11 protein-coding genes (1 of these 11 running past the window's edge) are annotated in these 13,424 nt (G+C 44.9%); 8 read left to right on the top strand and 3 right to left on the bottom strand.

Features of this window, described 5'->3' with window-relative positions:
- Positions 1–441: the 5' portion of a ribonuclease R gene (gene rnr / locus KUA46_RS12665; RefSeq protein ID WP_218487192.1), read on the bottom strand. It extends 1,857 nt beyond the left edge of the window; the window shows 441 of its 2,298 coding nt (coding positions 1–441); its start codon is at positions 439–441; the stop codon falls past the left edge of the window.
- A gap of 332 nt (positions 442–773) precedes the next feature.
- On the opposite strand from rnr, the gene KUA46_RS12660 reads away from it, so the two are divergent.
- A complete protein-coding gene (locus tag KUA46_RS12660; protein WP_218487193.1) occupies positions 774–2,489 on the top strand; it encodes a Na/Pi cotransporter family protein in 1,716 nt (571 codons plus the stop codon).
- A 107-nt stretch (positions 2,490–2,596) separates the two neighbouring features.
- Here KUA46_RS12660 and KUA46_RS12655 read toward each other — a convergent pair whose 3' ends face one another.
- On the bottom strand, positions 2,597–3,295 hold the full coding sequence (locus KUA46_RS12655; RefSeq protein WP_006848157.1) for an SIR2 family NAD-dependent protein deacylase: 699 nt from the start codon (positions 3,293–3,295) through the stop codon (positions 2,597–2,599).
- 174 nt (positions 3,296–3,469) lie between these two features.
- Between KUA46_RS12655 and KUA46_RS12650 the strand changes: the two genes are divergently transcribed.
- From KUA46_RS12650 to KUA46_RS12620, 7 genes are all read left to right on the top strand, one after another.
- Positions 3,470–4,072 (top strand): FKBP-type peptidyl-prolyl cis-trans isomerase, encoded by a 603-nt coding sequence (locus KUA46_RS12650; protein ID WP_006848156.1) that lies wholly within the window; start codon positions 3,470–3,472, stop codon positions 4,070–4,072.
- An 85-nt stretch (positions 4,073–4,157) separates the two neighbouring features.
- Entirely contained in the window at positions 4,158–5,033 is an 876-nt protein-coding gene (locus tag KUA46_RS12645; protein WP_218487194.1) for an FKBP-type peptidyl-prolyl cis-trans isomerase, read from the top strand.
- Positions 5,034–5,069: 36 nt separating this feature from the next.
- On the top strand, positions 5,070–6,044 hold the full coding sequence (locus KUA46_RS12640; protein ID WP_153114344.1) for an FKBP-type peptidyl-prolyl cis-trans isomerase: 975 nt from the start codon (positions 5,070–5,072) through the stop codon (positions 6,042–6,044).
- 358 nt (positions 6,045–6,402) lie between these two features.
- On the top strand, positions 6,403–8,781 hold the full coding sequence (locus tag KUA46_RS12635; RefSeq protein WP_256625048.1) for a glycoside hydrolase family 3 C-terminal domain-containing protein: 2,379 nt from the start codon (positions 6,403–6,405) through the stop codon (positions 8,779–8,781).
- 190 nt (positions 8,782–8,971) lie between these two features.
- Positions 8,972–9,439, top strand: a complete 468-nt coding sequence (locus KUA46_RS12630) for an Lrp/AsnC family transcriptional regulator (protein WP_006848151.1) — start codon at positions 8,972–8,974, stop codon at positions 9,437–9,439.
- Positions 9,440–9,507: 68 nt separating this feature from the next.
- Positions 9,508–11,256, top strand: a complete 1,749-nt coding sequence (locus KUA46_RS12625) for a membrane dipeptidase (protein ID WP_153082805.1) — start codon at positions 9,508–9,510, stop codon at positions 11,254–11,256.
- 4 nt (positions 11,257–11,260) lie between these two features.
- Entirely contained in the window at positions 11,261–12,292 is a 1,032-nt protein-coding gene (locus KUA46_RS12620; RefSeq protein ID WP_022120172.1) for a M28 family peptidase, read from the top strand.
- Positions 12,293–12,578: 286 nt separating this feature from the next.
- Here KUA46_RS12620 and KUA46_RS12615 read toward each other — a convergent pair whose 3' ends face one another.
- Positions 12,579–13,217: a DUF4294 domain-containing protein gene (locus tag KUA46_RS12615; protein ID WP_153136844.1), complete on the bottom strand. Its 639-nt coding sequence runs from the start codon at positions 13,215–13,217 to the stop codon at positions 12,579–12,581.
- Positions 13,218–13,424: the final 207 nt, after the last annotated feature.

The following is a 13,424-nucleotide window of genomic DNA, read 5'->3' as shown; positions in this document are numbered from 1 at the left end:
ATCTTTAGCGCGTTCAAGGATTTTGTTGACCTGTGCCTCCTTGATGTGGTTCTTACGGCGAGCGAGGAAGGTGAATTCCACCCTGTCGCCATTAAGTGCTCCCATCGAATTGCGTTCTGAAACGAAAATAGGCTTCTCGCTATCATCAGGGATAACAGAGTTTTTGCCATTTGCTTTCCTAACGAATTTACCTTCCATCACCTGTATGCTTTGATTCAGGCGATAAGAATTATCACTTACCTTAGCCAGGTAGTCATCCCATGCCATTTCCTCCATAATGTCAATCGCCAGCATCTTAAGCGGATGCGTCGTGAGATGGAGGGAACGGAATATCTCTTTAAAGCTGAGCGTTTCGCCCGGTCTTTCGGCAAAGAATTCCTGCAGCATCTCAGTGAGCTGCGCTTTGTTCATTCTTTTGCCACCTTTTTTACCTTTTCCCATAAATTATGACTATTATTAGTTTTATAAGGCAAAGAAACAAAAAAAAAAGGAGAAAACAAAGTTTCTTGGCATCTTTTTTCGTTTTTTATTAAATATGAGGCAAAACTGACCATAATATTTCTTCATTTTTCGTATTTCAGAGCAGAATATAGCTTATTGATTCTTTTTGTCTGTTCGTAAATGTAGTTCTTCCAAAATTGTGTTTAGGGGGTCTAGGATGTTACAATACTGTTACAACTTGAAATATCGGTAACAAATATTTCGTAATAACGGAAATTCTTATTATATTTGCAACCGAAACGTAACAAACATTTCCACAAATACAAATGAATATGGATACAAGTCAATATCTTGTGATTTTTTTTCAGATTCTCGGTTCTTTAGCTTTGCTCATCTATGGTATGAAGGTGATGAGTGAGGCTTTGCAGAAGATGGCAGGATCTCAGTTGCGCCACATTTTGGGCGCTATGACAACCAACCGATTTACGGGAATGCTTACAGGTACCTTTATTACCTGTGCCGTTCAGAGCTCCTCAGCAACTACCGTTATGACGGTTTCTTTTGTAAATGCAGGTTTGCTGACTTTAGCCCAAGCAATTTCCGTTATTATGGGTGCCAACATTGGTACCACGTTTACGGCTTGGATTATGTCGCTGGGTTATAATGTAGATTTAACGATTGTCGTATTCCCTGCGTTCTTCCTCGGCATTATGCTGATTTATAGTAAGAAGCGCCGTTATTTCGGAGATTTTCTTTTTGGTATCGCCTTCCTCTTCTTCTCGCTCGTTCTGTTGAGTAGTGCGGGTAAGGCTCTCGATTTGGAACATAATCCGGCGGTTATCGATTTCTTTGGATCTTTTGATACAAAGAGTCATTTCACGATTGTAGTCTTCCTCCTGATCGGTACGCTTATAACCTGTATCGTACAGAGTTCGGCGGCTGTGATGGCTATAACTATCTTACTCTGTTCTACAGGCGTACTTCCTATCTATCTGGGTATTGCCTTGGTGATGGGTGAGAATATCGGAACTACCGCTACAGCCAATCTTGCCGCTTTGGGTGCCAATGCCCAGGCTCGTCGTGCAGCCTTGGCCCATCTGGTATTCAATGTCTTTGGTGTAATCTGGGTTCTCTGCCTGTTCTATCCATTTGTAGATTTCGTTTGCTCTATCGTGGGGTATGATCCTGATGGTGGTATGTCTGCGGCACAGAAGACGAAGTTGTTGCCAATTGTTCTGGCGATGTTCCATACCTGTTTCAATGTTTGCAACACGGGCGTTCTGATTTGGTTTATCCCACAGTTGGAAAAAGTTGTCTGCAAACTTATCAAGCCTAAGGCAGATAAGGAGGATGAAGATTTCCGTTTGCGCTTTATCCAGGCTGGCATCATGAAGACCCCAGAACTTTCTGTCTTCGAGGCACAGCAGGAAATCGGCAGTTTTGGCGAGCGTATCCATCGTATGTTTAGTATGGTGAGAGAATTGCTGGAAACTCAGGATTCCAAGACTTTCGACAAGCTCTATGAGCGTATCGAGAAGTATGAGGGTATTTCTGATAATATGGAGATTGAGATTGCCAAGTATCTTGATCAGGTGAGCGATGCTCATCTGAGTGATGATACCAAGGCGAAGATCCGTGCGATGTTGCGTGAGATTTCTGAAATCGAGAGTATTGGTGACAGTTGCTTTAATCTTGCCCGCACCATTAAGCGCAAGGGTGAAAACAAGGAGGAGTTTACTGCCAAGCAGAGTGAAAACATTCATCAGATGTTTAAGTTGGTAGATGAGGCGCTGACTCAGATGAACTATATGTTTGCTCATGAACGCCATTCTATCAGTCTCAACCATACGTACAATATCGAGACTGAGATTAATAATTATCGTACTCAGTTGAGAAACCAGAACCTGGATGATGTGGATAACCATCTTTATACCTATGGTGTAGGTACATTGTATATGGATATCATTCAGGAATGCGAAAAACTGGGTGATTATGTGGTTAATGTCGCCGAGGCTCGCATGGGAGTCAGAACATCTGAGGCTGTGTAATGCAGAATGTTATTGATAGAAAGAAAATAAAAGTAATAAAAGCAAACGGGGAAGTATCAATGGATGCTTCCCTGTTTGCTTTTGTTGTTTATATATTCTGAATGTTTTTATTTTTCCAATATTTCCTTCAGTTCCTTCATACCATCTGAAGCCCCTTTCATGATGTGCTCTATCTTGTAATATCCATTGGTGTTTACGGCACCCGGGTCTATCAGATAGATAGGAATGTGAGGCTTGGTATATGAAATCAGACCTGCAGCAGGATAAACGTTGAGTGAGGTTCCGATAATGACGAAGATATCGGCTTGCTGTACAGCTTCGGCTGCCGGCTCAATCATAGGAACGCTTTCGCCGAAGAAAACGATAAATGGGCGCAACAGGCTTCCATCTCCAGCTTCGGTTCCAGGTTTTACCTCGCAATCATCCTCGGGTAATTCCTTGATGTAGCGATAGTCGTAAGGGTCGCGTGAAGAGCAAACCTTTGATAGTTCGCCATGCAGATGGATTACATTCTTGGAACCTGCCTTCTCATGCAGATTATCTACATTCTGGGTGATTACCGTCACATCGAAGTCTTTTTCCAGTTCCTTGATAAGTTTATGCCCCTCGTTAGGTTGTGCAGCATAGAGTTTATGGCGCAACATATTATAGAAGTTTGTTACTAGGGTAGGGTCAGCTTCCCATCCCTCATGGGTAGCTATCTGTTCTACAGGATAGTTTTCCCATAATCCATCATTTCCACGGAAAGTTTTGAAACCACTCTCCACAGACATGCCTGCACCGGTTAAAAATACGAGTTTCTTCATCTTATCACGTTTTAATTATTCATATTTTCTTAATCTTTTTATTAAGAATGCACAAATTTAGCAATTTTTCTGCAAATAACATCGTTTTAAGCGAGAAAAATGTTATCTTTGCACTCGTTTTAAGGACAAAAAGTACATTTTAAGATTATTAATACATTATTATAAATAAATTTTATGGATAAAGTAAGTTATGCTTTGGGCATCGGCATCGGTCGCCAGTTGGCTTCTATGGGTGCAGAGAGTTTGAATATTGATGATTTTGCACAGGCTGTAAAGGATGCCATCGCCGGTAAACTTCAGCTCGGCGAGCAGGAAGCTCAGGAGTTGGTACAGAACTTCTTTGCAGAGCAGGAGGCTAAGGCTCAGGCTGCTGCTGCCGAGAAGGGTAAGGTTGCTAAGGAAGCTGGTGAGAAGTTCCTCGCCGAGAACGGCAAGAAGGATGGTATCATCACTACTAAGAGCGGTTTGCAGTATCAGGTTTTGCGTGAAGGTAATGGCAAGGCTCCTAAGGCTACCGATCAGGTAGAGTGCCACTATGAGGGAACGCTTATCGACGGTACTAAGTTTGATAGCTCTTACGATCGTGGTCAGACTGCTACCTTCCCATTGAACCAGGTTATCGCTGGTTGGACAGAGGGTCTTCAGCTCATGACCGAGGGTGCCAAGTTCCGTTTCTTCATCCCTTATCAGTTGGGTTATGGCGAGCGTGGTGCAGGTGCATCTATCCCTCCATTCTCAGCCTTGATTTTCGATGTTGAGCTCGTTGCCGTTAAGTAATCTGTTAGTAGATATATTTAAATGAAGTAAAGGCAATCCTGGAATATAATAGATAAAAATAAAGATTTAAAATATAAATAAGGAAATGAAAAAGTTATTTTTCGGAGCCCTCGTGGCTTGTGCTGCTGCTACATTCGTAGGTTGTGGCAATTCTACTCCTAAGGCAGATCTCAAGACTGATGTAGATACTATGAGCTATGCTATGGGTATGTCTCAGACTCAGGGTCTGAAGGAGTTTTTGGTAGAGCGCATGGGCGTTGATACTGCTTACATGGATGATTTCATCAAGGGTCTTAACGATGGTGCCAACGCTGGTGACGACAAGAAGAAGGCTGCTTACTATGCAGGTATCCAGATTGGTCAGCAGATCTCTAACCAGATGGTTAAGGGCATCAACCACGAGGTGTTCGGTGAGGATTCTACAAAGTCTATCTCTCTGAAGAACTTCATGGCTGGTTTCATCACAGGTACTACTGGCAAGAAGGGCTTGATGACTGTTGAGCAGGCTGCTCAGATGGCTCAGGCTAAGATGATGGCTATCAAGGCTAAGAACATGGAGAAGGAATATGGTCCTAACAAGGTTGCTGGTGAGAAGTTCCTCGCTGCCAACAAGAAGAAGCCAGGAGTTGTTACTCTGCCTTCAGGTGTTCAGTACAAGGTAATCAAGGAGGGTAACGGCCCTATGCCAAAGGATACTTCTATGGTTAAGGTTAACTACGAGGGTAAGACAATCGACGGCAAGGTATTCGATTCTTCTTTCAAGCGTGGTCAGGCCGTAGATCTCCGTGCTAACCAGGTTATCAAGGGTTGGACTGAGGCTTTGGTTCACATGCCAGCAGGTTCTGTTTGGGAGGTTTACATTCCTCAGCAGTTGGCTTATGGTGAGCGCGAGCAGGGTCAGATCAAGCCATTCTCTGTATTGATTTTCAAGATTGAGTTGATTTCAGTTGGTGGCAAGTAATTTTTGTGGGAACTCATTTTTATAGAGGACTTATAAATGAAGAAAATATTAATGACAGCACTCGTCCTCGTGGCGGGTGCTTCTTTGTTTACAGCTAGTGCTGCAAGCAAGAAGAAGGTTAAGAAGGCGGCTACTCTTGTTGAGTTGAAATCATCAGCCGATTCTTTGAGTTATGTAGCTGGTATGAATGCCACTCGTGGTCTGATTCCTTATATCCAGCAGAGTTTTCAGGTAGATACTGCCTATATGGAGAATTTCCTTCGTGGTTACAAGGATGCGCTTGCCATGGGTATCAATCCTAAGACCGTAGCTTATTCTGCAGGTATGGAGGTTGCCAAACTGGTAGAGAAGCGCGTATATCCTGGCACAAAGGAAGAGTTGAAGAGCACAGGCGATTCTATCAGCCATGCTATGTTCCAGAATGGTTTTATCGCAGCTTTGGCTAATGATACAACATTCTTTACCTCTAAGGCTGCTGCCGATTTCCAGAAGGAAGCTTTGGCTGGTGCCGGCGAGAAGTTCCTTGCTGCTAATGCCAAGAAACCTGGTGTAAAGGTGTTGCCTAGCGGTTTGCAGTATAAGGTGATTACCGAAGGTCATGGCGAGGTGCCTAAGGCTAGCGATGAGGTAGAAGTTATCTACGAGGGTCGTCTGATTGATGGTACCGTTTTTGATGCTACATCCAAGCATGGTGGCAGCAAGACTGACAAGTTCCGTGCCAATGGCTTGATTAAGGGTTGGACCGAGGCGCTTACTCTGATGCCTGTGGGCAGTAAGTGGCAGGTTTACATTCCTTACGAGTTGGCTTACGGCGAGCGCCAGGCTGGTCAGATTCCTCCATACTCTACTTTGGTGTTCGACCTAGAGCTTGTCAGCATCGTAAAGCCTGAGGTTAAGGCTGAGCCTGCTGGCGAGTTGAAGGAAGATGTAGCTGTAGGAGCAGAGAAGAAGGTGGCTAAGGCTTCTGCCAAGTCAAACGGCAAGAAAGCTGCTTCCAGAAAGAGAAAGTAATTACTGAATTCATTTCAACAAGTAATTACTACTTAAATATAATAAGGTAAGAGCCAAGGATAAAGTGTTATCTTTGGCTCTTTTGTTTCTTTTACGTTTGTGTTTGTTGCTTTTGCATAAAAAACGGGAAAGCGAATCTGTTAGTTCTCTTATTTGCATTATCTTTGCAGAAGATAAACTGCACTCGGCATAATATTCAAGCAAGCTTGATATTCTGCGCTCGTTTGCATTATCTTTGCAGAAGATAAACTGCACTCGGCAAAATATTCAAGCAAGCTTGATATTCTGCGCTCGTTTGCATTATCTTTGCACATGATAATAAACAACTTCAATAATCATATTTTTAACCTAAAAGATAATGATGAAACAAATTACAACAACCGTATGTGCAACTGTGCTGATGGCTAGTTGCTGTAACATAAACAATACGGAGCAGCAAGTGAACCAACAGGTAGATGAACTCTACAGCAGAATGTCACAGCCAGAGCGTATCGCTCAGTTGAGAAGTGGGTATATGGATGAGCTTTTTGATGCGGAAGGCAATTTGGATACCGTCAAATGCAAGCAGCTCATTCCTTATGGTATTGGACATTTTTCTCAGTACGCCAGTCAGGAATTGGTTGATGCCAATTTCTTGCGAAAGCGTGTGGCTGTTGTACAAGATTGGTTGATACATCATACCCCAAATGGTATCCCGGCTCTTTTTCACGAGGAAGTTCTTTCGGGTATCAATACGCAAGATGCAACAGTCTATCCACAGCAGATAGGTCAGGCTTGCTCATTCAATCCAGAGTTGGCAGAGCTCAAGACTTTGCAGACAGGTACCGCTCTTCGCAAGATGGGTGGCGTATTGTCGCTTTCCCCTATGGTAGACGTCTGCCGTACTCCAAGTTTTAATCGTCTGGAAGAATCATACGGTGAGGATGGCTATCTTTCTGCCGTTATGGGTACTGCTTTTGTCAAGGGTCTTCAGCAGGGTGACCTCAAGAAGGGAGTGGGAGCTTGCTCTAAACACTATCTGGGATATGGTGGTGGCGGTGATGCTGATGAGAAGGAGATGATGGAAGATATCCTTTTGCCTCATGAGACGATGATTCGTCTGGCAGGTAGCAAGGCTTTGATGCCGGGTTATCATGCTGTTCATGGTACCAAGTGCGTGGCAAATAGTGAGATCCTCAACGATATTTTGCGAGATTATCTCGGATTCGATGGAATGGTGGTGAGCGATTATACTGCCATTGACCAGTTGCCGGGACTAGATACTCCTCTTCAGAAAGCTGTGGCTGCTATCAATGGTGGCAATGATGTTGATTTCCCTAGAGGTGAAAATTATCAGTATTTACAGGAAGCCTTGGATAAGGGACTTGTTAAGAAAGAAGTCTTTGAGCGTGCTGTAAAGGATGTTCTGCGTTATAAGATTCGGGCAGGACTGATGGATAAGAATCCATATCTGTATAGTACGGAGGATGTAAAGCTTGATACTAAGGAAGAACGGCAGACGGCTTACGATATTGCCAGCCAGTCTATCGTCTTGTTGGAGAATAATGGTGTTTTGCCTCTTGTGAAGGAGGCTGATGTTAACAGCGCCAAGCAGGTTAAGAATATCTTGCTCACGGGTCCTAATGCCAATTCTATCTGGGCGATGTGTGGTGACTACTCTTTCCCTTCAATGTTCTATTTCTGGCAGAGTTGGAAGAAAAAGTGGGATGATAGCCACTTGCCACATATCGTTAAATTGCTAGAGGCAATGCAGGCAAGTAAACCTGAGGGTATTAATATTAAGTATTCTCGTGGTTGCGACTGGACAGAGGAGATAGAGACCAAGTTTGAAGAGTCTGGCGATAAGCGCGCCTGGGAGTATCAGCTCCTGCATCGCAAGGTTGATTCAGGCGAGAAGGCAGACAAGGCAGAAGCTTTGGCGATGGCAAAGGAAAGCGATGTTATCGTTGCTGCTGTAGGCGAGAATGTGATGCTCTGTGGTGAGAACCGTGAGCGAGATGGTCTCAAACTTCCTGGTAAGCAAGAGGAATATGTTGAGGAACTCTTGGCTACGGGCAAACCTGTAGTCCTGGTAGTCTTCGGCGGTCGTGCGCAGGTTATCTCCAAGATAGCTAAGCGTTGTGCAGCAGTCATCCAGGCCTGGTATCCTGGTGAAGAGGGTGGTACAGCTGTGGCTGACATTCTTTATGGCAAGATTTCACCATCTGCCAAGCTGAGTGTCAGCTATCCTAATACTGAGGTTTATGAGCCTATCTGCTATAATTATTCCACCCGTCAGGATGCCCGTGTAGAGTGGCCTTTCGGTTATGGATTGAGCTATACAACCTTTGCCTATAAGAACTTGCAGGCTGTTAAGGAACTCTCTACGGCTTCAGAGTCGAGCAATATCTACTTTGAGGTTACCAATACGGGTAAGGTTCGTGCCGATGAGATAGCGCAGGTATATCTGTCGCCAACTCAGAGCAACCAGCAGATTCATCCTATTCAGTTGCAGGGCTTTACCCGCATCTCTCTCAATCCTGGCGAAACCAAGAGAGTATGCATCAAGTTCTATACTGATCAGTTTGGTTATTATTCTCATCGAGGCAATCGTCAATGGAACATAGCTCCAGGAACGTATGAACTGAAGATTGGAGCCTCTTCTCAAGACATCCGTCTTAAGCAGCAGATAGTTTTGACGGGTGATAAAGTGGTGAAACCTTTGCGTGATCATTACTTCTCCGAGGTTATCAGATAAGCGTATGATTTTTCTACTAAAAGTAGCAAAATGCCAAGGTTTTTGGTTAAAAACAGTATAAAAAACAACAAAATGCACGGATATTGCAAAATATTCGTGCATTTTGTTTGCAGTTTCAATAGATTTTATTAATTTTGCTATCTGGTATAGAAAAGTACCTTATAAATAGAATAATATAAAACAAAACGAAATGGAGAAAATAGACAATCTAGACAGAAAGATTCTCGGCATCCTTTCCAAGAATGCCCGTATTCCTTTCAAAGACGTAGCCGCAGAATGTGGCGTGTCTCGTGCTGCCATCCATCAGCGTGTTCAGCACTTGATGGAGGATGGTTTCATCACCGGTAGCGGTTTTGATGTAAACCCTAAAAGCCTGGGTTATTCTACCTGCACTTATGTAGGTTTGAACTTGGAGCGTGGTAATATGTATAAAAAGGTGGTAGAGCGCTTGCAGAACATTCCTGAAATCGTAGAGTGCCACTTTACAACCGGTTCATACACCATGCTGATCAAGCTTTATGCCCGCGACAACGAGCAGCTCATGGATCTGCTCAACAATAAGCTTCAGGCTATCCCTGGTGTGGTTTCTACCGAAACGCTTATCTCTCTTGAGCAGAGCATCAAGCGTGAGATTCCTGTACTTCTCGATGAAGATTAATAAGTGTCTCCATACCTGAGTACGATTTTTAGAAGATCTTGAATCATTATTTTTTGAAAGATAAACAAATGGAAACATTTGACTTAGAGTCGCATCTCCAGGATGCATACTCTAGATTTCCCGAAGCGAAGCATCAGCCTGTAATTGGCCTTACTGCCAATTATGAAGGTATCGATGCTACGCTTCGCGACCGTTATTATAAGCAGGTAATAGCGGCTGGCGGTACGCCAGTCATTATTCCTCCTGTTGCCGATGCTCAGGTCATCGTCAATACCCTGGAGCATCTTGATGGATTGATTCTGACGGGTGGCGGCGACCATAACCCGCTGTGGATGGGCGAAGAGCCTTCTCCCCGTCTTCACAACATCAATCAGGAACGTGATGCTGCCGAACTGATGATTACCCGATTGGCTTTCAACCGCCAGATTCCGATGCTTGGCATCTGCCGGGGCATCCAGACCCTCGCTATTGCGCTGGGTGGAAAGGTGTGCCAGGATATCAAGCAACTGGTAAAACACAGCCAGGATGCCGACCGTACTGAACCTACCCACATCGTAGAAATCAAGAAAGATTCCACCTTATATAATATATATAATAAGGAGAAGATCTTTGTCAACTCGTTCCACCATCAGGCGGTAAGCGAGCCAGGCAATCATCTGCGCACCATCGCCAAATCTTCCGATCATATTATAGAGGCTGTAGAGAGTAGCGAATATAAGCAGATTCTCGGTGTGCAATGGCATCCGGAATGGCTGGAAGAAGAAGGATTGAAGATTTTCCAATGGCTGGTTAATCAGGCTAACAACTTTTATGCAGCCAAGCAGTTGCATAAGCGCATCCTTACGCTCGATACCCATTGTGATACTCCGATGTTCTTCCCTCAGGGCATCAAGTTTGATCATCGCGATTCCCGCATCCTGGTTGATCTCCATAAGATGACCGATGGTCATCAGGATGCTACCACGATGGTAGCTTACCTGCCACAGCCTCAGATAGGTGAGAGCTTCAGCAGCAAGGTGGCTTTCGATGTAAAGGGACCTGCGCAGTATGCCGACCTCATCTTCGACAAGATAGAAGAGATTGTGAGCAAGAACAGGCAGTATCTCAGCATAGCCCGCACTCCTGCCGATCTTTATAGCGATAAGCGGAATGGCAGAAAGAGCATCATGCTCGGCATCGAGAACGGTCTCGCCCTGGAGCACGATATCAGTAACGTGAAGCATTTCGCCCAGCGCGGCATCGTTTATATCACGCTCTGCCATAATGGTGATAATGATATCTGCGATAGTGCCCGCGGCTGCAATACCCATAATGGTGTGAGCAGTTTTGGCGAGAAGGTGATTCATGAGATGAACCGTCTGGGCATCATGGTAGATTTGAGTCATGGTGGCGAGAAGAGTTTCTACGATGCACTTGATATCAGCCAGACGCCTATTGTCTGCAGCCATAGCAGCAGCCGTGCGCTCTGCGATGTGCCTCGTAATCTGACCGATGACCAGATGCGTGCCCTCGCAGCAAAGGGTGGTGTGGCTCATACCACGCTCTATCACGGATTCTTGCGTAAAGAGGGTGAAGCCGACATCATGGACGCTATCGCCCATCTTGAGCATGCCATCGATGTGATGGGTATCGACCACGTAGGTCTGGGTACCGACTTTGATGGAGACGGCGGCATCAGAGGTCTCGCCGACTCTTCTGAACTCATCAATTTCACCCTCCAGCTGTTGCGCCGCAAATATAGCGAGCAGGATATTGTCAAGATTTGGGGAGGCAACTGGCTCAGAGTGATGACGCAGGTGCAGAACTTTAAACATTAATGTTATGACGAAGAAAATGAAGATAATTTTAGGCTTGGTAGTTGCTGCCGGAGTGGTAGCTGGAGCTATCAGCTATAAGAATGCGAACAGTTCGAGTTCGCCTGAGGTTCAGGAGGTAGAGGAAGCAGAGAAGTTGAATCCTGTAGGTCCTGCCTTTAATGCCGATTCGGCGTTGGCTTATTGTGCCGCACAATGCGATTTCGGTCCTCGCGTCATGAACAGCGAGGCGCACGACAAGTGTGGTGAATGGATTGTGAGCAAGTTCAAGCAGTTTGGTTGTGAGGTAGAGACCCAGAAGGCTGACCTCAAGGGCTATGATGGTACCATCTTGAAGAATACCAATATCATCGCCCATTACAACCCGAAGGCTGAAACCCGCATCTTGCTCTGTGCCCATTGGGACAGCCGTCCTTGGGCTGACAACGACCCTGACAGTACCAACTGGCGCAAGCCTGTAATGGCTGCCAACGATGGAGCCAGCGGAGTAGCCGTCATGTTGGAGATAGCCCGCCAGCTGCAGGCAGACAAGAAGCTGAATCCTAACATCGGCGTAGATTTCGTATGTTTCGATACTGAAGACTGGGGAACACCTCAGTGGGCTGATGTTCAGGACGATGGCGATACTTGGGCATTGGGTGCCCAGTACTGGAGCGAGAACAAGCCTGAGGGATATAATCCTCGTTTCGGAATCCTCCTCGATATGGTGGGCGGACAGGGAGCCAAGTTCTATCGTGAAGGTATGTCTATGCAGTATGCTGGTGGCATCGTGAAGAAGGTTTGGGCTGCAGCCCGTCAGGCTGGTTTTGGCTCTTACTTCCCTAAGAGCGATGGCGGAATGATTACTGATGATCATATTCCGGTCAACGAGAAGGCTAAGATTCCTACTGTAGATGTGATTGCTTATTATCCGGACTGCCAGCAGAGCAGTTTCGGTCCTACCTGGCACACCGTGAGTGATGATATGGCTCATCTGGATAAGAATGTGCTTAAGGCGGTTGGCCAGACCATGATTCAGGTGCTTTATACTGAGGAATAGGTCGGCATCCCATTCGAATATAAAAGGAAATGTTCCTAGGAAAAGTTGTTGCTTTTCTTAGGAACATTTCTTTTTTCAGTCTGTTTAAATCTTCGTTCATCGACGTTGAACCGCCGTTCAACGTCTATGAACCGCCGTTCAACGACGCTGAACGGACATTCAACGTCGATGAACGGAGATTTCTTCTGCTTGTATCAACAAAAAAACTTAGGTATAAAAGCAATTCCTATTGATAGGAAATGCTTTTATACCTAAGTATATGAGCTTTCTGAATAAGATGAGCTGGTTAAATCTGCCCCGATTCTACCTGTCTTACCACTCTTTCTGTTAATCTGTCAACGCCGTTCGGGTCGTACTTCTTGTTGAGGCTGGCACCGAAGAGGCTTGCAAATGCCTGATAGAATCCGGCACGGATAGGACCCAGGAAGGCTTGGATAAGATGATAGGATGAGGAATTGCACTCACGATATACCAGTTTGATGCAGAGTTTACCCTGTGCATAGGTGAGTTTCTTCATTCTCGGGGTATATTCCTGTTTGATACCTTTCTCCACCAGTTTCATGTGTGCATCCTTTGCCTTCTTGTTAGGCAGCGTTTCCAGATAATCACCCGTTTCGATGATAATCCTTCTTACCTCTTTGGCTATCGGCAGCACCTTCTTAATGTTGTATACCAAACGGTTGTAAGCCATTCGCTCCTTGGCGTTCTTGAAAACCGGCTGCGGATAAACGTACACGTTGTTCACCTGAACATATTGTACGCTGTCATGATCCAGGAGCACTTTTCCTACCTTCACCATCGGTTCAAAGGTAGGAGCATCCATGTCCACCTCCCTGTCTTCAGGGTTGTCGCCATCGGTCTGTGCCATGGTTTGCAGGGTGATGCAGAAGAGCATCGCCAGTAAAAAGCATATTTTCTGTTTCATGTAAATCTCCTCAATGTTCTTTGTCCAGCTCCTTTTTTTCGTGGAGCTTCTTCTATATATAAAGAGGTGTAAGCCCCTTTGTGTTACTAATTACGCCGCAAAATTACAGATTATTTCTCAATTTGAGAAAGATTCTTGGCTTTTTCTTTCTCTTTTTCATATTTTAGCAGTAACTTTGTCTTAATTTAATAAACAAAGTGCCTACTA

The sequence above is a fragment of the Segatella copri genome, assembly GCF_019249765.2.
Classification (GTDB): Bacteria; Bacteroidota; Bacteroidia; order Bacteroidales; family Bacteroidaceae; genus Prevotella; species Prevotella copri_K.
Note: the sequence above shows the minus strand (reverse complement) of the source record. Positions and strands in the feature narration are given on the sequence as shown.